20 protein-coding genes are annotated in these 19,772 nt (G+C 63.2%); 9 read left to right on the top strand and 11 right to left on the bottom strand.

Translation table 11 applies throughout. The features are described 5' to 3' along the window. The first annotated feature begins 67 nt into the window (after window positions 1–67). On the top strand, window positions 68–1,051 hold the full coding sequence (gene dgcA / locus GGQ99_RS03905; RefSeq protein WP_183260805.1) for an N-acetyl-D-Glu racemase DgcA: 984 nt from the start codon (window positions 68–70) through the stop codon (window positions 1,049–1,051). Here the strand turns inward: dgcA and GGQ99_RS03900 are convergent. Then, entirely contained in the window at window positions 1,013–2,233 is a 1,221-nt protein-coding gene (locus GGQ99_RS03900; RefSeq protein WP_183260803.1) for an MFS transporter, read from the bottom strand. The two genes, dgcA and GGQ99_RS03900, sit on opposite strands and share 39 nt — an antisense overlap. A 308-nt stretch (window positions 2,234–2,541) precedes the next feature. Beyond that, a complete protein-coding gene (locus GGQ99_RS03895) occupies window positions 2,542–3,360 on the bottom strand; it encodes a UDP-2,3-diacylglucosamine diphosphatase (protein WP_108607940.1) in 819 nt (272 codons plus the stop codon). A 118-nt stretch (window positions 3,361–3,478) separates the two neighbouring features. On the opposite strand from GGQ99_RS03895, the gene GGQ99_RS03890 reads away from it, so the two are divergent. The 3 genes from GGQ99_RS03890 to GGQ99_RS03880 all read left to right on the top strand — a co-directional run bounded on the left by GGQ99_RS03890 (window position 3,479) and on the right by GGQ99_RS03880 (window position 7,886). Next, window positions 3,479–4,258 (top strand): SDR family oxidoreductase, encoded by a 780-nt coding sequence (locus GGQ99_RS03890; protein ID WP_183260801.1) that lies wholly within the window; start codon window positions 3,479–3,481, stop codon window positions 4,256–4,258. A 167-nt stretch (window positions 4,259–4,425) separates the two neighbouring features. Then, window positions 4,426–6,744: an NADP-dependent malic enzyme gene (locus GGQ99_RS03885; RefSeq protein ID WP_183260799.1), complete on the top strand. Its 2,319-nt coding sequence runs from the start codon at window positions 4,426–4,428 to the stop codon at window positions 6,742–6,744. A gap of 71 nt (window positions 6,745–6,815) precedes the next feature. Beyond that, on the top strand, window positions 6,816–7,886 hold the full coding sequence (locus GGQ99_RS03880; RefSeq protein ID WP_183260796.1) for a DUF2865 domain-containing protein: 1,071 nt from the start codon (window positions 6,816–6,818) through the stop codon (window positions 7,884–7,886). Here GGQ99_RS03880 and gltX read toward each other — a convergent pair. Together gltX and GGQ99_RS03870 are read right to left on the bottom strand one after the other, a co-directional pair. Beyond that, window positions 7,804–9,177, bottom strand: coding sequence for a glutamate--tRNA ligase (gene gltX, locus GGQ99_RS03875; RefSeq protein ID WP_183260794.1), 1,374 nt, complete (start codon window positions 9,175–9,177; stop codon window positions 7,804–7,806). The genes GGQ99_RS03880 and gltX overlap by 83 nt on opposite strands. Before the next feature lie 160 nt (window positions 9,178–9,337). Continuing rightward, entirely contained in the window at window positions 9,338–11,140 is a 1,803-nt protein-coding gene (locus GGQ99_RS03870; RefSeq protein WP_183260792.1) for an ABC transporter ATP-binding protein, read from the bottom strand. A 342-nt stretch (window positions 11,141–11,482) separates the two neighbouring features. Here GGQ99_RS03870 and GGQ99_RS03865 point away from each other — a divergent pair, with 342 nt between their 5' ends. From GGQ99_RS03865 to GGQ99_RS03855, 3 genes are read left to right on the top strand one after another with little or no spacing between them, the layout of a single operon-like run. After that, window positions 11,483–11,797, top strand: a complete 315-nt coding sequence (locus GGQ99_RS03865; RefSeq protein ID WP_108607935.1) for an ArsR/SmtB family transcription factor — start codon at window positions 11,483–11,485, stop codon at window positions 11,795–11,797. Next, window positions 11,794–12,177 carry an SRPBCC family protein gene (locus tag GGQ99_RS03860; RefSeq protein WP_108607934.1) on the top strand — a complete coding sequence of 128 codons (384 nt, stop codon included), beginning with the start codon at window positions 11,794–11,796 and terminating at the stop codon, window positions 12,175–12,177. Before GGQ99_RS03865 ends, GGQ99_RS03860 begins: the two co-directional genes overlap by 4 nt. Before the next feature lie 36 nt (window positions 12,178–12,213). After that, on the top strand, window positions 12,214–12,834 hold the full coding sequence (locus GGQ99_RS03855) for an ATP-dependent Clp protease proteolytic subunit (protein WP_108607933.1): 621 nt from the start codon (window positions 12,214–12,216) through the stop codon (window positions 12,832–12,834). Window positions 12,835–12,838: 4 nt separating this feature from the next. Here the strand turns inward: GGQ99_RS03855 and GGQ99_RS03850 are convergent, their stop codons facing one another. From GGQ99_RS03850 to GGQ99_RS03835, 4 genes are read right to left on the bottom strand one after another with little or no spacing between them, the layout of a single operon-like run. Continuing rightward, window positions 12,839–14,080, bottom strand: coding sequence for an MFS transporter (locus tag GGQ99_RS03850; RefSeq protein WP_183260790.1), 1,242 nt, complete (start codon window positions 14,078–14,080; stop codon window positions 12,839–12,841). Between the two features lie 9 nt (window positions 14,081–14,089). After that, the gene (locus GGQ99_RS03845) at window positions 14,090–14,509 is read right to left on the bottom strand and encodes a GNAT family N-acetyltransferase (RefSeq protein ID WP_183260788.1); all 420 of its coding nucleotides are present in this window, start codon (window positions 14,507–14,509) and stop codon (window positions 14,090–14,092) included. Window positions 14,510–14,554: 45 nt separating this feature from the next. Beyond that, entirely contained in the window at window positions 14,555–16,237 is a 1,683-nt protein-coding gene (locus GGQ99_RS03840) for an NAD+ synthase (RefSeq protein WP_183260786.1), read from the bottom strand. 53 nt (window positions 16,238–16,290) lie between these two features. Further along, window positions 16,291–17,001, bottom strand: a complete 711-nt coding sequence (locus GGQ99_RS03835; RefSeq protein WP_108607929.1) for a DNA-3-methyladenine glycosylase I — start codon at window positions 16,999–17,001, stop codon at window positions 16,291–16,293. On the opposite strand from GGQ99_RS03835, the gene GGQ99_RS03830 reads away from it, so the two are divergent. Together GGQ99_RS03830 and GGQ99_RS03825 are read left to right on the top strand one after the other, a co-directional pair. Continuing rightward, complete coding sequence (locus tag GGQ99_RS03830) at window positions 16,982–17,251, top strand: hypothetical protein (RefSeq protein WP_183260784.1); 270 nt, start codon at window positions 16,982–16,984, stop codon at window positions 17,249–17,251. The genes GGQ99_RS03835 and GGQ99_RS03830 overlap by 20 nt on opposite strands. After that, window positions 17,248–17,829 (top strand): DedA family protein, encoded by a 582-nt coding sequence (locus GGQ99_RS03825; protein ID WP_183260782.1) that lies wholly within the window; start codon window positions 17,248–17,250, stop codon window positions 17,827–17,829. Before GGQ99_RS03830 ends, GGQ99_RS03825 begins: the two co-directional genes overlap by 4 nt. A gap of 3 nt (window positions 17,830–17,832) precedes the next feature. Here the strand turns inward: GGQ99_RS03825 and GGQ99_RS03820 are convergent, their stop codons facing one another. The 3 genes from GGQ99_RS03820 to GGQ99_RS03810 are packed head-to-tail and all read right to left on the bottom strand — an operon-like array spanning window position 17,833 to window position 19,671. Continuing rightward, window positions 17,833–18,423 carry a hemerythrin domain-containing protein gene (locus GGQ99_RS03820; protein WP_183260781.1) on the bottom strand — a complete coding sequence of 197 codons (591 nt, stop codon included), beginning with the start codon at window positions 18,421–18,423 and terminating at the stop codon, window positions 17,833–17,835. A 40-nt stretch (window positions 18,424–18,463) separates the two neighbouring features. Next, window positions 18,464–18,823: a diacylglycerol kinase gene (locus GGQ99_RS03815; protein ID WP_183260779.1), complete on the bottom strand. Its 360-nt coding sequence runs from the start codon at window positions 18,821–18,823 to the stop codon at window positions 18,464–18,466. A gap of 50 nt (window positions 18,824–18,873) precedes the next feature. Continuing rightward, window positions 18,874–19,671 carry a DODA-type extradiol aromatic ring-opening family dioxygenase gene (locus tag GGQ99_RS03810; RefSeq protein WP_183260777.1) on the bottom strand — a complete coding sequence of 266 codons (798 nt, stop codon included), beginning with the start codon at window positions 19,669–19,671 and terminating at the stop codon, window positions 18,874–18,876. Between the last annotated feature and the right edge of the window lie 101 nt (window positions 19,672–19,772).

Raw genomic sequence — 19,772 nt, 5'->3', positions numbered from 1 at the left:
TTAACGTGTCGGCTGCTGCCTGTCGATTTTCGTAACCCTGACAAGCAGTTGAACGGAGCAGATTTTCATGGTGCGTGTCCTTTCGGTCGAAGATGAGCGCTTCCCCATCGCCGGAACGTTCACGATCTCGCGTGGTTCCAAGACCGAAGCCGAGGTCATCACCTGCACAATCGCCGAATCAGGCTTCATCGGCCGGGGCGAATGCGTACCCTACAAGCGCTATGGCGAGACCATGGCAAGCGTCCGCGAGGCAATCGAGCAGGCGCGGCGGGCGGTCGAGGAAGGCGCCTCCCGCACCGATCTGCTCGGCCTGATGGAGGCAGGTGCCGCCCGCAACGCCATCGACTGTGCCCTATGGGACCTCGAGGCAAAGACGAGCGGCATCGGTGTTGCCTCAAGGCTCGGCCTGGCCTCGCCCCGCGCGCTTGAGACCGCGTACACGCTTTCCCTCGGCGAGCCCGACGCGATGGCGGCGCAGGCACGAGCCAACGCCATGCGCCCGTTGCTCAAGGTCAAGATCGGCGGCGACGGCGACATTGCCCGCATCCGCGCGGTGACCGAAGCCGCACCTCAAAGCCGCATCATCCTCGACGCCAACGAAGGCTGGACGGACGCCAATATCTCCGAAAACTTGGCTGCAGCCGCGGAACTGGGCATCGCACTGATCGAACAGCCACTGCCCGCCGGTGCTGACCAGATCCTAGCCCGAATTGCGCATCCGGTACCGATCTGCGCCGACGAAAGCGTCCATAGTGCTGGAGATCTCGACCGGCTCGAGGGCCTCTATGACGCCGTCAACATCAAGCTCGACAAATCGGGGGGCCTGACGGCGGCGATCGAACTGCGCGACCGGGCCCGCGCGCTCGGTTTCCAGGTGATGGTCGGCTGCATGGTCGGCACCTCGCTCGCCATGGCGCCAGCCGTGCTGCTTGCCCAGGATGCCGATTTCGTCGATCTCGATGGCGCGCTGCTGCTGGCGCGCGACCGCTCGCCGGGGCTTATCTACGAGGGCTCAATGGTGTCTCCGCCCCGGTCCGCGCTCTGGGGCTGAGCGCGAAGCCAGCACCACTAGGACGATGGCGCAAGCCGCTACGCCGGCCATGAAAAAGAAGCCATTGACGCCAAAGCGCTCGTAGAGCGGACCGGAAAGCAGCGTCACGATCGCCATCGACATGCCGTTGGTGAAGTAGGCGACGCCTTGTGCCGCACCGGTGCGCTCTTCGGGAACCGTTTCGGCGATCAGCTTCTGCACACCGATCAGCACCAGGGCGGTCGATACGGCGTGCAAGGTCTGGACTGCAAAGAAGCCCGGCACGCCAAGCCCCAGCGGCCAGATCAGGGGATACGCAACCCAGCGGACGATCGCGCCGGCGCCGGCAAGCACGAGCACCAGCGCCGTCGATCTGGAACCGAACAGCCGGGTGAAGAACATGAACATGACGATCTCTGCCGCCACTCCCCAGCTCCACAGCAATCCGACGATGGTTTCGTTGATACCGAGGGACTTCCAGTAGATCGACACGAAACCGTAGAGAAAGCCGTGACTGCCGATGATGACGCCGGTGCCGCCGGCCATCAGCAGGAAATAGCGGTTTAAGAGCTTCGGCGCCTGCTGCATGTCGGTTGCCGATAGCGGGGAAGCCCGCCTCGGCCTGCCCAGGCGAGGCGTGATGAACGACATCAGGAAGCAGCCGAGCAGTCCGATCGAAATGATTGCCGGAACCGCATCGGCGCCTGTCCATGACAGGATGAACCCTGCGCCCAGGCTGCCGGCGAGAAAGGCGATCGAGCCCCAGATACGCATCGCCGCATAATCGGAGCCGTAGCGGCGAACGCCAGACAGCGCCAGCGAATCGGCGATCGGCGAATGTGGCGTCCAGACCACCGCAAGCGCCAGCGAGACGGCCAGGACGATGAGATAGGCCGGTTCGAGGAAATAGCCGAGCGAAAGCAACAGCGCTGAAGCGGCAAGGAAGATGAAGACGTTGGCGCGGTCCTTGGCCCGGTCGGCCATCGCCGCGATCAACGGGGTGGTGATGACGCGCAGGAACATCGGCGCCGAAAGGATGATGGCGATCTGTTCGGGATCGAACCCCTTGGCTTCGAGCCAGAGCGGGAAATACGGCAGGTGCACGCCCATCGGCACGAACAGGGCCGCGAAAAGCAGCGATATGCGCAGCTCGAAGCGCTGCGGCTTGACCTGCTGTTCTGGCGTGAGAGGCGGAAGTGTCATGGCAGGTATGCGGTCCGGGTGCAGACCCGAACCTAGCAAGCCTCACCGATTTGCCTGATCCAATACCATGGCTATCCGGGAGGCGAAAGCGGCCCGGTTCGCCATGCCGCCCTGGGGTTGGGCCACGCCGATTGGTCCTTGTCGGCCAAGCCGCGTTGTCGTTCGGGCATCCGCAGGGCGATCATGGACGCCGAGACGCCACGCCCGCTCGTGGACCGGTTGCGTTGGCTCGATCATGGGCGCATGGCCTGGCCCTTCCCGCCGGTTGCGGGAAGCATGTCTTGAATGACACATGTGTGTTGTTCCGTTCAGGCAGCTTTGTCGACGCGCTGGTCGACGACCATCGGCACGAAGGGCTCGTTCACCAACTGCCCTGCCAGCACATGCGGCCAGCGCAGGATGACGAAGGTGCCGTCGAAATTCTCGGCAACGGCCGTGCAGTTTTCCACCCAGTCGCCAGTGTTGATGTACTGGATGCCGTCGAAATTCTCGATCGCCGGGTGATGGATGTGGCCGCAGATGACGCCATCGACCTCGGAACGCCTGGCCTCTTCGGTCAGCACGTCCTGGAAGGCGCCGATGAAGTTCACCGCCTTCTTGACCTTGACCTTGGCCCAGGACGAGAACGACCAGTAGGGCATGCCGAAGGTGCGGCGGAAGCGCGCCACGAGCCGGTTCGTCGCCATGGCCGCGTCGTAGGCGAAGTCGCCGAGATAGGCGAGCCAGCGCGCATTCTGCACCACGGCATCGAACTGGTCACCATGGATCACCAGGAAGCGCTTGCCATCGGCGGCTTCATGGATGGCGCGGTCGGCGACGACGATGCCACCGAAATGCACGCCCTGGAACATGCGGGCGAACTCGTCATGGTTGCCGGCGATGTAGGTGATGGCAGTGCCCTTGCGTGCCTGGCGCAGCAGTTTCTGCACCACGTCGTTGTGGGTCTGCGGCCAATGCCAGGAGCGGCGCAGGCGCCAGCCATCGACGATGTCGCCGACCAGGAAGATGGACTCCGCTTCGTGATGTCGCAGGAAATCGATCAGATAGTCGGCCTTTGCGCCCTTCGACCCCAGATGGACATCGGAGATGAAGAGCGTTCGGAAACTGCGTGTGCTGGTGCCTGACATGGCATTTCACCCGTTGCTGTCGCGCTGGCTATGCCCAGATTCATGCAACAGACGTATGACGGTTGCAGTCGCCTGCCGGCAGTCCTAGGGTGGCGCATCACCTACAGGAGACGGACTCATGGATCTCGGCATACGGGGCAAGAAGGCTATCGTCTGCGCGTCAAGCCGCGGACTCGGCAAGGGATGCGCCATCGCATTGGCCGAAGCCGGATGCGAACTCTTCCTCAACGGCCGCGATGCAGGCGCGCTCAGCCGCACCGCGACGGAAATCCGCCAGCGCTTCGGCGTGACCGTCACCGAAATCGCCGGCGACGTGTCCGATCCCGAGGTGCAGAAGGCGCTGCTCGCCGCCTGTCCGTCGCCCGACATCCTGGTCAACAACAATGGCGGCCCGCCCTATCGCGATTTTCGCGAACTCGACCGCGCAAAGATCCTCGAAGGCGTGACCAACAACATGGTCACGCCGATCGAACTGATCAAAGCGGTGATCGACGGCATGGCTGAACGCGGTTTCGGCCGGATCATCAACATCACCTCGCTGTCGGTCTACACGCCGATTCCCGGCCTCGATCTTTCCTCGGGCGCACGCGCCGGCCTCACGGCATTCCTGGCGGGCGTGGCGCGCACCGTGGCGAACCGCAACGTCACCATCAACAACATGTTGCCGGGCAAGCTCGACACCGACCGCCTGCGCGGCCCGCACGAACCGGGCAGCGTCGAGGATCCTGTTCAGGGGGCTGCGCGCCGCGCCCGGCTGAGCGCCGAAGTGCCGGCCGGCAGGCTTGGCACGCCAGAAGAATTCGGCCAGATTTGCGCCTTCCTGTGCTCGGTTCACGCCGGATACATGACCGGCCAGAACATTCCCGTCGACGGCGGACTGTATGTCAGCTCGTTCTGACCCCCGGAGAAGCTGACTCAGCATCTCAACACCTGGCGCCAAGCCGCTGGAATGATTTCCGTTCCAGCGCTTGAAAGTGCTTCAACGCCGTTTTGGCATTGACACCTCGAAATATGCGGCCGTCGTGCTAAGAACGGCCTTTGATGCGGATTCTAAAGGAGTTAGAGATGGCCGGGGACAACAAGAAGAAGGAAGCGCTCTCCGATCTCGATCAGGCCGCGCTCTTTTTCCACAAGCACCCCGTCCCGGGAAAGCTCGAAATCCAGGCGACCAAGCCGCTCGGCAACCAGCGCGATCTGGCGCTTGCCTATTCCCCTGGCGTCGCAGCCCCGTGCCTTGCCATCAGGGACGACCCTGAGACCGCCGCCGACTACACCGGCCGCGCCAATCTGGTGGCCGTCATCTCCAACGGCACGGCGGTCCTCGGCCTTGGCAATATCGGCCCGCTGGCGTCGAAGCCGGTGATGGAGGGCAAGGCCGTCCTGTTCAAGAAATTTGCCGGCATCGACGTCTTCGACATCGAGATCGACGCTCCCGAGATCGACCAGATGGTCAACACCATCTCGGCGCTCGAGCCGACCTTCGGCGGCATCAACCTCGAAGACATCAAGGCACCCGAATGCTTCGACGTCGAGGAACGCCTGAAAGCGAAGATGCGCATTCCGGTCTTCCACGACGACCAGCACGGCACGGCAATCATCGTCGCAGCAGCGGTGCTCAACGGCCTGGAACTCGCCGGCAAGAAGATCGAGGACGTCAAGATCGTGACGTCAGGCGCAGGTGCAGCCGCCCTCGCCTGTCTCAACCTGCTGGTGTCGCTCGGCGCCCTGGTCGAGAACATCTGGGTCACCGACCGCTTCGGCGTCGCCCACAAGGGCCGCACCGAGGAAATGGACCGCTGGAAGGATCCTTACGTCAAGGACACCAATGCCCGCGTGCTGGCCGACGTCATCGGCGGCGCCGACGTGTTCCTGGGCCTGTCCGCCGCCGGCGTGCTGAAGCCGGAATTGCTCAGCCAGATGGCCGAAAAGCCGCTGATCCTTGCGCTTGCCAACCCCAAGCCCGAAATCATGCCTGAGGAGGCACGTGCCGCACGGCCGGACGCCATGATCTGCACCGGCCGTTCGGACTTCCCGAACCAGGTCAACAACGTGCTGTGCTTCCCCTACATCTTCCGCGGCGCGCTCGACTGCGGCGCAAGCGCGATCAATGAAGAGATGAAGATGGCGGCGGTGCGCGCGATCGCCGCCCTTGCACGCGAGGAGCCGTCGGATGTCGCCGCGCGCGCCTATTCCGGCGAGACGCCGACCTTCGGCCCCGACTTCCTGATCCCCTCGCCCTTCGATCCACGGCTGATCCTGCGCATTGCGCCTGCCGTCGCCAAGGCCGCCTGCGACACCGGCGTGGCCACCCGCCCGATCACCGATTTCACCGCCTATGTCGAAAAACTCAGCCGCTTCGTCTTCCGCTCCGGGCTGGTGATGAAGCCGATCTTCTCCAACGCCAAGCAGGCAACGGCCAATCGGGTGATCTATGCCGACGGCGAGGACGAGCGCGTGCTGCGCGCCGCCCAGGTGGTGCTGGAGGAAAGCCTTGCCAAGCCGATCCTGATCGGCCGTCCGCATGTCATCGAGGTCCGCCTCAAGCGCTATGGCCTTCGCATTCGTCCCGGCATCGACTTCGAGGTCATCAATCCCGAGGACGATCCGCGCTATCGCCACTATGTCGACCACCTGATCGATCTTGGCGGCCGCCAGGGCATCACGCCGGAGGCAGCACGCACCATGGTGCGAACCAACAATACGGTCATTGCATCCATTGCGCTGAAGCGTGGCGATGCCGACGCCATGATCTGCGGGCTGGAAGGCCGTTTCGAACGTCACCTGCGCAACGTCACGCTGATCGTCGGCGCCCGGGACGGCGTCAAGGATCGCGACCTGTCGGCGCTTTCGATGCTGATCTCGCAGCGCGGCGTCCTGTTCTTCACCGACACCTATGTGACGGTCGACCCGAGCGCCGAAGAGATCGCCGAGATGACGATGCTTGCAGCCGACGAGATCCGCCGCTTCGGCATCGAGCCAAAGGCGGCACTGCTTTCGCATTCGAATTTCGGCTCACGCGATTCGCAAAGTGCGCAGAAGATGCGGCAGGCAGCCGCGATCCTGAAGCGCATCGCACCGGAACTCGCCAGCGACGGCGAAATGCACGGCGATTCCGCGCTGTCGGAAGTGCTGCGCCAGCGCGTCTACCCGCACTCGACGCTCAAGGGCGAAGCCAACCTTTTGGTCTTCCCCAATCTCGACGCCGCCAACATCGCGCTGACCACGGTCAAGACGATGCTGGACGCACTGCATGTCGGCCCGATCCTGCTCGGCACCGCCCAGCCGGCCCACATTTTGACGCCGTCCGTCACCTCGCGCGGCATCGTCAACATGACGGCATTGGCGGTGGTCGAGGCCTCGCAGCGGGCGCATGCCGCCAGCTGAAGGTTCGCCGTTTCCAAACAAACGGTTAACCTCGCTGGCGCTAGGTTGAGTCGATCCTTCCAGGGAGCGGCATGTTCGGGCGCGGCACAACGACAAGGATGATCAGGTGGCCGGCGAATGCGCTGGCTGCCGCCTTGTCGATGATCGTTACCTCAGCCGCCTTGGCCGCTTCGCCACAATGTCTTCTGCTCGAGGCGGAACTGGCCGGCCTGCCCGCCCAGACGAGCGACAGCTTCGTCCAGTCGGACGAATTCGCCGTCGCCGCAAACACCCAGCGCGACCAGATCGATCTGGCCCGTATCAGAGCAGCCGACCTCGGCTGCGGACGGGCCATTGCACCCGACATGGTGGCTGCTTGCGCCGACCTCAATGCCCGGATCGCCAGGATGGAAGACAATCTCGGCAAGCTGGAAAGCAGGCCGGCGATGCGCCCCAACCGGAATGCCCGCGCCGAGCGGATCCGCATCCTCGACGCACTCGAACGGGCTCGTTGCTACGACCAGCCCGGCGAAGAGGAAGACTCGACCCTCAGCGCCGAACCAGGCGAGGACGAGGCCGGGGTCACGATCATTCGCGGCGACAGTTCCGAAAGCCTTGATGCCGACGAGCGCTACCCGCAGCGCATCGTGATCGGCCGCAACCAGCAACAAGGAACGGGTGAATACCGTACGCTCTGCGTGCGGACCTGCGACGGCTACTTCTTCCCGATGTCGAATGCTGCCGAATTGTCGGATTTCCAGCGCGACGAGAAGAACTGCGAAGCAAGCTGCCCGGGCACCGACATCGAGCTGTTCTATCACCTCAATACCAGCCAGCCTGGGCAAAGCATGGTTTCCGCACGCTCCGGCCAGCCTTACGACAATCTGGAGACCGCCTATCGCTACAAGCGGGTGGATTTGCCACGCGTGCCGGCGTGCGGCTGCAATGTCAGCCTGAACAGCAACTTTTCCGTCGTCGCCGGCGAAGGACGCGCCGTGCCCAAGGCCACCAAACCCGCCCAAGAAGACGAGGCGCCGCTCCCGATCACGCCCAGAGCGCCGCCTGACCCGGACCGAAAGGTCAGGGCCGTCGGGCCAGCGTTCCTTCCCGCCCCACCAGCGGCAACAGATCTGCGAGTTCCGGGCCCGACTCCAGCCCGGTAAGGGCAAGCCGCAGTGGCATGAAGAGCGCCTTGCCCTTGCGGCCGGTCGCCTTCTTCACCTTGGCCGTCCAGTCCTTCCAGACATTGCCGTCCCATGGCTCTTCCGGCAGCAGGTCGAATGCCTGTCCGACGAACTCGCGATCCTCGTCGGCGATCTCAGCTGCCGGCTGCGGCCCCTCGCGCAGGATCTTCCACCAGGAGACAGCATCAGACAGCCGGTCGAGATTGCCGCGCACGGCCATCCAGAACGCTTCGGCATGTTGGCCGCTGACGCCGAGCACCATCAGGCGGTCGCGCACCTCGTCGAACGACATGTGGTGCAGGAGCGACCGGTTGAGCACGAGCAACTCATCGGGATCGAACTTGGAAGCCGACTTGGAGGTCGCGGCCGGATCGAATTTCTCGGCGAGTTCGGCAAGACTCGGCACCGCCGTGACATTCTCCGACGTGCCGACAAGCACGGCGAGCGAGGCAACCGACATCGGCTCGATGCCGCTGTCGCGCAGGCTTTCGATCGACAGCGCACCGGTGCGCTTGGACAGCCCCTCGCCCGACGCCGTGGTCAGCAGGTTGTGGTGGCCGAATGCCGGCGGCTCGGCACCCAGCGCGCGGAAGAGTGCGATCTGAACGCCGGTGTTGGTGACGTGATCGTCACCGCGAATGACGTGGGTGATCTCCATTTCGATGTCGTCGACCACCGACGGCAGCGTGTAGAGATAAGTGCCGTCCTCGCGCACCAGGACCGGATCGGAGAGGGACGCCAGGTCGACGGTCTCCTCTCCGCGCACGATATCGTTCCAGTGGATTTCGGTGCGCTCGGTCTCGAACGGGTCGGAGGCAAAGTTGGGCAGCAGGAAGCGCCAGTGCGGCTTGCGCCCGTCATGCTCATAGGATGCGCGTTCGGCATCGGTAAGTTTCAGCGCCTCGCGCCCGTAAACCGGCGGCAAACCGCGCGTGCGCCGTACCTTGCGGCGCAGATCGAGTTCTTCCGTCGTTTCGTAGCAGGGATAGAGCACGCCGGCCGCCTTGAGCCTGTCGACAGCCGCATCATAGCTGGCGAAACGGCGCGACTGGTATTCGGTCTGGTCGGGAAAGATGCCGAGCCAGTGCAAATCGTAGAGGATCGAATCTGCGAATTCCTGGCGCGAGCGCTCGACATCGGTATCGTCGAAGCGCTGGACGAAACGCCCCTTGTGCTTGAGCGCGAACAGCCAATTGAACAGAGCCGTGCGCGCATTGCCGATGTGGATGCGTCCGGTGGGCGAAGGTGCGAAGCGAACTGTAACTGTCATGATCGGGGCGTAGCGGAAGGCTTTTGCGTTGACAAGACGGCGCCCCCGCACCTCTGTTTCAGAGATAATGCAAGATTGCCCCGAATGGAAGCTGACCAATGGGGCTACATCTGTTTGCCAACGAAGTAAGGGCCGCGATCATCTCGCGGCCCTTTCAAGATCAGACCAGGCCTTTCGTCAGCTCCAGCGCCTGGCGCTCGAACAGCCGGCGGTAGATGCCGCCGTCGAGGCGAACCAGTGCCTCGTGCCTGCCCTCCTCGACGACCTCGCCCCGATCGAAGACGAGCAGCCGGTCAAGCGCCCGCACCGTCGACAGCCGATGCGCGATGACCAGCGTCGTGCGTCCGACCATCAACCGCTCCATCGCCTCCTGGATCAGCACCTCCGACTCCGAATCGAGGCTGGACGTCGCCTCATCGAGAATCAGGACCGGTGCATCCGCCAGGAATGCCCGTGCGATTGCAACACGCTGGCGTTCGCCGCCCGACAGCTTGACGCCGCGTTCGCCGACCAGCGTGCCATAGCCCTTGGGCAGGCGCTGGATGAAATCATGCGCGCTGGCGAGTTTCGCCGCGTGTTCGATCTCAGCCTGCGTCGCGCCGGGCCGGGCATAGGCAATGTTCTCGGCCAGCGACCGGTGGAACAGGATCGGCTCCTGCTGGACGATCGCCAGTTGCGACCGCAGCGAGGACTGCGTCGTATTGGCGATATCCTGCCCGTCGATCACGATCCGGCCGCTGCCGACGTCGTACAGCCGTTGGATCAGCTTGACGAACGTCGTCTTGCCCGAACCTGAGTGACCGACAAGGCCGACACGTTCGCCCGGTTTGATCGACACCGAGAAGTCCCGGTAGAGCGGCAGCGCGTGGGTGCCGTAGTGGAACGTCACGTTCTCGAACTCGATGCCGCCGTCGCGGATCTGGATCGGCCTGGCGCCGGGCCGGTCGGCGACGCCGAGCGGCTGACCCTGGATGTCGACCAGTTCCTCCATGTCGTTGACCGAGCGCTGCAGGTTGCGGATGTGCATGCCGACGTCGCGCAGATAGCCCTGCAGCAGGAAGAACGAGGTCAGCACGAAGGCGATGTCGCCAGCACTGGCCTGCCCGCCGGCCCACAGCATCAACGCAAAGCCGATGATCGCGGCGCGCAGCAGAACCAGGGTGACGTTCTGCGACGTGCCGTTGATCGTGCCGCGCATCCAGGTCCTCGCCGTGCGGTGGCGCCACTTGGCGATCACCTTGGCGAGCCGGCCTTCCTCGCGCTCTTCTGCGCCGAACGCCTTGACCACCGAGTTGCAGCTGACGGCATCGGCGAGCGAGCCGCCAAGCCGCGTGTCCCAGCTGTTGGCAAGGCTTGCGGCAGGAGCGACGAAGCCGAGCGACATCACTACCGTCTGCGCGATGAAGATCAGCGAGCCTGCGGCGATGATCAGGCCCATCATCGGCCAGTGCCAACCCAGCAGGATGGTCGATCCCAGTAGCATCACGATGGACGGCAGCAGTGCCACCAGCAGCGTGTCGTTGAGCAGGTCGAGCGCCCACATGCCGCGCGTCACCTTGCGCACCGTTGAGCCGGCGAAGCTGTTGGCATGCCAGTCAGTCGAAAAGCGCTGGACGCGGTGGAATGCGTCGTGAGCGATGTCCGACATCATCTTGAGCGTCAGCTCGATGATGCCGGCAAACGCGATGTGGCGGAATACCAGCGAACCCGAGGCCAGCGCCAGCAGCGTGAAGAACGCCGCCAAGGCCGCATCCCACGCCACCGCGTCGGTCGCGGCACCGCTGGCAACGGCGTCGATCAGCCGACCCGAATAGAGCGGCGTCAGCACGTCGGCCATCGTCGAAACGAGCACGGCAGCCGAGATGAGGACAAGCCGCACCGGTTGGTGCTTCCAGTGCCTGAAAGTGAATCCCAGAACGCTGCGGAAGGCGCCGCCGCGCAGGTCGATACGAAAACGAGCCATGATGTCATCGAGGCGCCGAAAACCGACGCCATCCCAATAGAATGAAGTGCAAAAGGCGCGACGAATAATTCTTATGGAATCAGGAAGTCGCGGTACGGCGGCGTCGGGAACAAAAGACGCCGAGGGCGGTTCGCGAGGTCAACGACCTCGGTTCGAACCTCGGGAGGACATGTCATGTTCTGGCATTCAGACCTCCCTGTTAGTGGCCGCGAAGGAGTTGCTTATAGCCGAGCATCGTTGCTTCGCCAAGTCCCGGTCTGGACCGAAGCCTGTTGTGCCAGAACAGGGGCTGAAATCGGTCCCCACTTGCGCAAGAGATAAGTACATGCTTATCTCAAATCCATGAACGAATCTGACGTATTCCGCGCCCTGTCCGATCCCACCCGCCGTGCCGTTCTCGATCGGCTGACCGCGGGAGAGAAAAACGCGACGGAGTTGCGCGAAGGGCTGGAGATTTCGCAGCCGGCGATTTCGCAGCACATCGCCGTGCTGCGCGGCGCCGGGCTGATCAAGGAAGCGCGTGCCGGCAGGCATGTGAACTACAGCGTCAACCCCGACGGTCTGCGGCCGCTCTTCGACTGGCTCACCCGCTATCGCGGCTTCTGGCCGGATCGCGTCGAGCGACTGAAGACGCTGCTCAAGGAGATGGACCAATGACGGACACCCAGAGGCAGGAATCGAACGAGGACACCATCGTCGTCGAATGCGAGTTGGAAGCCACGCCGGAAAAGGTCTGGCGCGCGCTGACGGTGCCGGAATTCGTCGCAACCTGGCTCGACGTGCCGGCGGCGGACAAGGTCACCGCGGACACGACCGGCCCCGCCTATCGCATCATCGAGGCCCTACCCTTCTCGCGCGTACGTTACGCCTGGAACGATGCCACGGTGAGCGAGCCCGAGACCTACGTCACCTTCGATCTCGAAGCACAACCGGACGGCGGCACACGGTTCCGGCTCACCCATAGCGTCGACCCCGTGAGAACCATCGCTGCGCCGGCGAATTCAAACAGCCCGCCCCTGATGCGCGCAGCCGCCTAAGTTCAAAAAACTCCATCGATGAAAGGAATTTCGCGCATGCGCGACACGATGCAACTCGTCCCTATGGTCGTCGAACAGTCGCCCCGCGGCGAACGCTCCTTCGACATCTTTTCCCGACTGCTGCGCGAGCGGATCGTTTTCCTCAACGGCGAGGTCGACGATAATTCGGCGTCGCTCATCTGCGCGCAGTTGCTGTTCCTCGAGTCGGAAAACCCGAACCGCGAAATCTCGTTCTACATCAACTCGCCGGGCGGCGTGGTGACCAGCGGCTTTGCCATCTACGACACGATGCAGTTCATCCGATGCCCTGTTTCAACGCTCTGCATGGGCACGGCCGGCTCGATGGGCTCGTTCCTGCTGATGGCCGGCGCACCCGGCCGGCGCATCGCGCTTCCCAATGCAAGCGTGATCCTGCACCAGCCCTCCGGCGGCTTCCGCGGCCAGGCCTCCGACATCGAACGCCATGCCGAGGACATTCTCAAGCTCAAGCGGCGCATGACCAGGCTCTACGCCGAACATTGCGGACGCACGGAGGAGGAAGTGACACGCGTGCTCGACCGCGACTTTTTCTTCACGGCGGAGGAAGCCAGGGATTGGGGCATCGTCGACCACGTCTATGACCGCCGCGAAATCGTGGAAGGCATTTCCGGGAAGTAGCTGGTTACACTGAGGCCGCAGCAGGCGCAGCCTGGACATGGCTCCGCGCGCGAACTCGGCGCGAAGCCAGCAACAGGACGAATGAAACGGCGAAGCAGTAAAAACCCATCGCCAAGATCTGGCCGGGGTAGCTCACGCCGCCGTCGATCAGGAATCCGGTCAAACCCGGTCCGATTGCAGAGGCGAGCACCCCAGCGGCCACGATCAGTGCCCTGATCGAACCGAGGTGCTTCAGGCCGTAGACCTCGGGCCACACGGCGCCGAACAGCGTCGTCGACAAGCCGTTCGAAACGCCGAGCAGCGCCATGAAGCCGAAGGCACTCCACTGCGCGTCGACGAGGCCCAGAAACAGGCAGGCGAACCCCAGCGGCAGCAACACGAAAGGCAGCAGCGACACGCCGGAAAAGCGGTCGATGAGTTGGCCGACCACCAGCGTGAATGCGGTATTGACCACCGCCGTCACCAGATAGGACGAAGCGAAGACCTCGAGCGACCAGCCCCGCAACTCCACCAGATAGACCTGGTGGAAGAACAGGGTCGTCACGATCAGGCCCGGCGCCATGACGCCAAGCAGCAACACGTAGAAGATCGGATCGCGGACGACCTCGGCGCGCGTCCAGTCGCGCGCATCGACCCGGCGCGCCACGGGGTCCGATGAGCGCGGCTTGCGGTCCGTGGCAACCAGAAAGGCAACTGCCGGCACGGCGACGAGCGCCAGCACCGCTGCCGAAAGCAGCCAGCCGTTGCGCCAACCAACCGCAGCGGAGATCAGGACAAAACCCATCGGCAGGAAGGCGTCGCCGGCGTTGTGGCCGAGAATGACGGTCGAAAGCGCTCGTCCCCTTTGCGCCGAAAACCAGCGCGCGGTCGCCGTGTAGGCGGCATGCACCATCATGCCTTGGCCAAACAGGCGCAGCAGATAGATCGCCACGAACAACATCACGAGGTGCTGCGACAGCGCCATCGACGCGCTCGCGAGCGCCAGCATCGGTACGATGAACAGCGCCACGTTCCGCACGCTGTGGCGGTCGACGATCTGGCCGAGATACGGCAGGCTCAAGGCGCTGGTCAGTGTGGCGAACATGTAGAGCGTGCCGAATTCGCCATGCGACAGCCCGTAGTCGCGGCGGATGTCGCCGGCCGACAGCGCGACGAACGATGTCATGCCGAAGGTCGAAAAGAAGGTGAGCAAAAAACCGCCGGCCAGCCAGCGCGGGTTGTCTCGGACGAAGGCTATGTAAGTCACGTGCTCAGTCTATTCGTGAGTGGCCGGCTGCCGCGCCAGGCGCATATACATGCCGTCTGTCGAGGTTACGAAGCCGAATTTTTTGTAAAGGCTGTGCGCGTCTGAAGTCCGCAGCGAAAACCCGGTCACGCTGGCAAGTTCGGGATGATCGAGAAGAGCCTGGATCAGCTTCTTGCCGATGCCAAGCCCCCGCCGGCCGGGCCAGACGATGACGTCGGCGACATAGGCGAAGCAGGCATAATCGGTGACGACGCGCGCGAACCCCACCTGCTCGCCATCGACATAGGCGCCCAGGCAGAGCGAGTTGGCAAAGGCCCGGCGATGAATCTCGTCGGTTCGGCCCTCGCCCCAATAACTCGCCTTGATGACCTCGGAGGTCTTGTCGAAGTCGATGCGCGACGCATCGAAACTGATCTCGACCTCGGCCATGAACCCCTCCGGTCTTCTGGTGGTTTTCAATTCACGTTCAGTGGCTTACCCGCGATCCCTGAATCGATTTGTGATCGGGTAGCGCCGGTCGCGGCCAAAGTTCTTCTTGGTGATCTTCACGCCGGGTGCCGCCTGCCGCCGCTTGTATTCGGCGATGTAGAGCAGGTGCTCGATGCGATGGACAGTGTCGCGGTCGTGGCCGCGCACCACGATCTCGTCGACCCCCATCTCGTTCTCGACCAGGCACTCCAGGATGTCGTCGAGCACTGGATAGGGCGGCAGCGAATCCTGGTCGGTCTGGTTGGGACGCAGTTCGGCGGAAGGCGCCTTGTCGATGATATTCTCAGGGATGACGATGCCCGAAGGCCCGAACGCGCCCGGCGGCACCTGGCTGTTGCGCCAGCGCGACAGCGCATAGACCTGCATCTTGTAGAGGTCCTTGATCGGGTTGAAACCGCCGTTCATGTCGCCATACAGCGTGGCATAGCCGACCGACATCTCGCTCTTGTTGCCAGTCGTCACCACCATCGAGCCGAACTTGTTGGACACGGCCATCAGGATGGTACCGCGGGCGCGGCTCTGCAGGTTTTCCTCGGTGATACCTTCCTTGGTGCCTTCGAAAAGCTGCGTCAGCGCGTGCGAAAACCCGTCGACAGGCTCGTGGATCGGCACGATGTCATAACGGCAGCCGAGCGCCCGCGCGCAGTCCTCGGCGTCCTTCAGCGAATCGCTCGAGGTGTAGCGGTAAGGCATCATGATCGCCCGCAGCCGCTCTTCGCCGAGTGCGTCGACGGCGAGCGCGGCACAGATCGCCGAATCGATGCCGCCCGACAGGCCTAGCACGACGTTCTTGAACCCGTTCTTGTTGACGTAGTCGCGAAGCCCCAGCATGCAGGCCCGGTAGTCGGCCTCTTCCCGTTCGGGGATCTTCGACATCGGGCCTTCGACGCAGGCCCAGCCTTCGTCGCCACGCCGCCACAGCGTCATAGCCACCGTCTCTTCGAACTGGCTCATCTGGAACGCCAGCGAATGGTCGGCATTGATGGCAAAGGAAGCGCCGTCGAACACCAGCTCGTCCTGGCCCCCGAGTTGATTGGCGTAGAGCAGCGGCAGGCCGCTCTCGATCACCTGGCGGATCGCCACCTGGTGGCGCACATCCATCTTGGCGCGGTAGTAGGGCGAGCCGTTCGGCACGAGCAGGATCTCGGCACCGCTTTCGGCCAGCGTCTCGCAGACACCGAGTTCGCCCCAGATGTCCTCGCAGATCGGGATGCCCAGGCGCACGCCGCGGAAATTGACCGGCCCGGGCATGTCGGGACCGGCCTGGAAAACGCGCTTCTCGTCGAATTCGCCGTAGTTGGGCAGATCCACCTTGAAACGCTCGGCAATGACCTTGCCGCCATCTGCGACGATGATCGCATTATGCACGCCGCTCTTGCGCTTGAGCGGCACCCCGATGATGACTCCGGGGCCGTTGTCGGCGGTGTCCTTGGCGAAATCCTCGGCCGCACGCTCGCAAGCCGCGAGGAAGGCCGGCTTGAGCACCAGGTCTTCCGGCGGATAACCAGCCAGGAACAGTTCGGTGAACAGCACGAGATCGGCACCCTGGCGCGCCGCATCGGCGCGTGCCTCGCGCGCCTTGGCGAGATTGCCTGCGATGTCGCCTACCGTCGGGTTGAGCTGGGCAACAGCGATGCGGAGGACGTCGGGGATCGATTTTTTCGTCATGTCAGCGATTTAGCCTGCGTATCGGTGGGGGGCAATGGCGATCGATTGGACCATCATTCGCCCATATAGGAGCGGAGTTCGTCGGCCGAGTGGTTGACCCCGATCGACATCGACAGGATGCGCGAGATATGCGCTCGCGGCAGCTTGGTCGCCGCCGCCCATTCGTTGATCTGGGCCTGCACCTTGGCCAAATCCTTCTTCGACGTCGCCGCTTCGCCGATATCGAGACCCGCATCCCGCAGCGCCAGGATCATATCCTGCGACAGGATGAACGTGTCCCAGCCCAGCCAGCGCAACAGGTACCGCCCGGTGTTGCCGCCGAGACGGCTGCCGTGCTTGCCAAGATAGGCGGTGAGCCCGACCTGGTCGTCGGCAGGCCAGGCAGCCAGGAACTTGCCGAAACCGCCATGCTCCTTCGATACGTGCTCGACGAAGGCCGCATTGTCGCGCACCGAACGGATTTTCTGTGGATTGCGCACGATGCGCTTGTCCAAAGCCAGATCGTGCCAGAAATCGTCGGGCTGGAACAACAGCCGCTTCGGCTCGAAGCCCAGGAAGGCTTCCTCGAATCCGGGCCATTTCTGTTCGATGACCCGCCACACGAAACCGGCGGCGAAGACCCGCTCGGCCATGGTGGCGAGGATGCGGTCGTCAGTGATTTTGGCGAGTGCTGCATTGTCGGCGGCCGGGCCAAGCAATGATTTGAGCACCGCCTCGCCGCCCTTGCGTTCGGCAGCCCGCGCCATGATCTTGGCAAAGTTCATCGTTGTTTCCTCCTCGCCCGGATTCTGGCGCCGCCTGCGAATATCTTCTTATATGGATTTGCGGCTGCCAAGCAGGCGCCTTCACCGTGCCGTCACCCACAAGGCCGAAATCGAAATCATGGCTCCGGACGAAAAGCTCGACGAGATCCGTTTCCAGGAGATCATTATGCTGAGCGTCCGGATGCATGAACTCACCGATCCAGTCCGGCGCTTCGCTGCTTCCGCCACCGGCGAGTCGCCTGCTCCATGATCGACACGATCCATAACCTCGTCGAGCGCTTCGGGCTGTTGGCAGTGTTCATCGGCTGTATGGCCGAGGGCGAAAGCGTGGCCATCCTCGGCGGCTTCTTTGCCCATCAGCAGGTATTCGCACCTTGGCAGGCCTTTGCCACGGCGGCGGCAGGTGCCTTTTTCGGCGACACGCTGTTTTTCGTGCTGGGGCGCCGTTTTTCAAACCACAAGTGGGTACGATTGCTGCGGCGACGGCCGGGCTTCAGCCACGCCTACCGGATGGTGCAGTCCCATCCGAATCTCTTTGTTCTGGCCAACCGCTATATCTACGGCATGCGGCTGGCCGGCGGCATCGCCGCCGGACTGTCGCGCATTCCCGTTGTCATCTTCCTTGCGTTGAACGCGCTGTCCGCGCTGGTCTGGGCAGCGCTGTTCGTCAGTCTGGGATATGTCTTCGGCCTCGGTGCCGAACACATCATCGGCGATGCATTGAAAGACCATCAGCGCCTGCTGATCGGGCTCGCCATCGGCGTGGCAGTGGCCGTCGCCGCCTGGCTGCTCGCCCGTCATGTCGCGAAAAAGGAGCCGCGCGAATAGGCTTCAGCCGATGCCGAGTTCGCGGTCGCCGCGATCCAGGATGAGCGGAATGATCAGGTCTTCCTCATCGTCGAGATGCCGGGTCAGCATGGCCACCAACCGCGCATTCTCCTCGGCATAAGCATCCGCTGCAAAGCGCTGCCTGTCTTCGCTTTCCTTGAGCGCACGAAGAAAGGCGCTTGCCGTCTCGGCATTGCGTTCCAGCGCCTCATGGATCAGGTGATGGTCGGCGTCGAGGATCTCGAAGCCGCGCTTCAGGCGTTTCTCGGCATTGGCGAAAACAGGGAAATAGTGGTGATCCTCGACATTGTGGTGCCCGTCGAGATTGCCGAGAAAGTAGTTGAGGCGTGGTGCGAACCAGCGCGCAAAGCCCTGCGCATCCAGCCTGCCCTCGCGATAGTCGCCGATGCCGCCGGTCAGCGTACCGCCCAGTTCGCGGAACATGTCGTGGCGCTGTAGCCACATCGACGCCATGCCGTGCACGTTGTCGTGGACCTGCCAATCCTCCCGCGGGTACTTTTCGACCAGCCAGCGCAGATCATCCGGCAAGCCTGCGCGCGTTTCGAGATGATGTATATCGGCTTGGTCGGACATGTCGGTCTCCTTTGGTAACCGACATATGGGTATGCGCCCCTCAGATCGGAAGGCCGAGCAGACGCTCGACAATCGCGAAGCTCCAGACGCCGAGCACGATCACGATCGAGATCAGCACGGCGAGCGAACCGCAGTCCTTGGCGAGTTGGATGTCGATGTTGAACTCGCGGCTGACCGCATCGCAAGCGGCTTCGATGCCGGTGTTGAGCACCTCGACGGTGATCAGGAACAGGATCGAGCCTATCAACAGCGCATAGCCACTCCAGGTCGCGGCCACGAACCAGCCGAGCGGCAGTGCTGCAACCAGCAGCATGATCTCCTGCTGGAATGCCGCTTCGGTGCGGATCAACCGCGAGAACGCCCGCACCGAATTCTGGAAAGCCTTGACCAGCCGATCCATGAAATGCCCTTTCAGCTCAATCGAAGGGGCATCATTTAGCCGCTCGGCGATCAGTCGAACAGATAGGAATCGTTGGCAAAGAAGCCATGATCGACCGAATCGTGCACGCGACGCCCTTTTGCGCCCTCGCCTGCCGCCCCATAGGCAAAGAAGATCGGCATCAGATGCTCGTCGGTGGGATGGTTCTCCGACGGATACGGTGCCTTTTGCTTCCAATGGAGGATCGCATCGGTGTCGCCCGACACAAGCTTTTCGGCGAACCAATCGGTGAAGGCCTTCACCTTGCCGGCCAGCACGGGGTCGGCCTCAGCACCGTGCCTCAGCGTCGAGAAATAGGCGCGCAGATTGTGGGTGACGTGACCCGAGCCAATCAGCAGCACACCTTCTTCACGCAACGGCGCCAGCGCCTTGCCGATGGCATAGTGCCAGGCTGCGTCACGGTTCGGATCGATTGACACCTGCACGATCGGAATGTCGGCATCGGGGAAGGCAAGTTTCATCGGCGTCCAGGTGCCGTGGTCATAGCCGCGCTTCTCATAGGTGTGCGGTTTCAGACCGGCAGCCTCGAGCATGCCGAAAACCTTCGTCGCCAGTGCCGGTTCGCCCGCGGCGGGATAGACCATCTTGTAGAGTTCCGGGGCAAAGCCGCCGAAGTCATAGATCATGCCGGGCTTGGGATCGGTCACCACCGCGACACCGTCGGTCTCGAAATGCGCCGAAACGACGACGATCGCCTTCGGCTTCGGCATCAGGTCCGAGACGGTTTCGAGATAATGGCGCGCCGGCGTGTCGGCCAAAACGATGTCCGGGCCGCCATGCGAGATGAAGAGTGTGGGCAACGAGTTCATTTTCTTTCTCCTTGCTCCAGATATACGCCTCGCAGGCCGCTTCGAGCAGACCTCCGCCGAGCGACGAAGCGTTCACCGATTGTGAACGGCAGGGGCGCGAC

It is taken from the genome of Aminobacter niigataensis (assembly GCF_014200015.1).
Lineage (GTDB): Bacteria > Pseudomonadota > Alphaproteobacteria > Rhizobiales > Rhizobiaceae > Aminobacter > Aminobacter niigataensis.
This window is presented reverse-complemented; position numbering and strand designations above follow the sequence as displayed.

What these genes read in the sequence shown, in the direction of transcription:
- dgcA (WP_183260805.1), top strand. Translation starts at nt 68, where the DNA reads ATGGTGCGTGTCCTTTCGGTCGAAGATGAGCGCTTCCCCATCGCCGGA.
- GGQ99_RS03900 (WP_183260803.1), bottom strand. Translation starts at nt 2,233, where the DNA reads ATGACACTTCCGCCTCTCACGCCAGAACAGCAGGTCAAGCCGCAGCGC.
- GGQ99_RS03895 (WP_108607940.1), bottom strand. Translation starts at nt 3,360, where the DNA reads ATGTCAGGCACCAGCACACGCAGTTTCCGAACGCTCTTCATCTCCGAT.
- GGQ99_RS03890 (WP_183260801.1), top strand. Translation starts at nt 3,479, where the DNA reads ATGGATCTCGGCATACGGGGCAAGAAGGCTATCGTCTGCGCGTCAAGC.
- GGQ99_RS03885 (WP_183260799.1), top strand. Translation starts at nt 4,426, where the DNA reads ATGGCCGGGGACAACAAGAAGAAGGAAGCGCTCTCCGATCTCGATCAG.
- GGQ99_RS03880 (WP_183260796.1), top strand. Translation starts at nt 6,816, where the DNA reads ATGTTCGGGCGCGGCACAACGACAAGGATGATCAGGTGGCCGGCGAAT.
- gltX (WP_183260794.1), bottom strand. Translation starts at nt 9,177, where the DNA reads ATGACAGTTACAGTTCGCTTCGCACCTTCGCCCACCGGACGCATCCAC.
- GGQ99_RS03870 (WP_183260792.1), bottom strand. Translation starts at nt 11,140, where the DNA reads ATGGCTCGTTTTCGTATCGACCTGCGCGGCGGCGCCTTCCGCAGCGTT.
- GGQ99_RS03865 (WP_108607935.1), top strand. Translation starts at nt 11,483, where the DNA reads ATGAACGAATCTGACGTATTCCGCGCCCTGTCCGATCCCACCCGCCGT.
- GGQ99_RS03860 (WP_108607934.1), top strand. Translation starts at nt 11,794, where the DNA reads ATGACGGACACCCAGAGGCAGGAATCGAACGAGGACACCATCGTCGTC.
- GGQ99_RS03855 (WP_108607933.1), top strand. Translation starts at nt 12,214, where the DNA reads ATGCGCGACACGATGCAACTCGTCCCTATGGTCGTCGAACAGTCGCCC.
- GGQ99_RS03845 (WP_183260788.1), bottom strand. Translation starts at nt 14,509, where the DNA reads ATGGCCGAGGTCGAGATCAGTTTCGATGCGTCGCGCATCGACTTCGAC.
- GGQ99_RS03840 (WP_183260786.1), bottom strand. Translation starts at nt 16,237, where the DNA reads ATGACGAAAAAATCGATCCCCGACGTCCTCCGCATCGCTGTTGCCCAG.
- GGQ99_RS03830 (WP_183260784.1), top strand. Translation starts at nt 16,982, where the DNA reads ATGATCTTGGCAAAGTTCATCGTTGTTTCCTCCTCGCCCGGATTCTGG.
- GGQ99_RS03835 (WP_108607929.1), bottom strand. Translation starts at nt 17,001, where the DNA reads ATGAACTTTGCCAAGATCATGGCGCGGGCTGCCGAACGCAAGGGCGGC.
- GGQ99_RS03825 (WP_183260782.1), top strand. Translation starts at nt 17,248, where the DNA reads ATGATCGACACGATCCATAACCTCGTCGAGCGCTTCGGGCTGTTGGCA.
- GGQ99_RS03820 (WP_183260781.1), bottom strand. Translation starts at nt 18,423, where the DNA reads ATGTCCGACCAAGCCGATATACATCATCTCGAAACGCGCGCAGGCTTG.
- GGQ99_RS03815 (WP_183260779.1), bottom strand. Translation starts at nt 18,823, where the DNA reads ATGGATCGGCTGGTCAAGGCTTTCCAGAATTCGGTGCGGGCGTTCTCG.
- GGQ99_RS03810 (WP_183260777.1), bottom strand. Translation starts at nt 19,671, where the DNA reads ATGAACTCGTTGCCCACACTCTTCATCTCGCATGGCGGCCCGGACATC.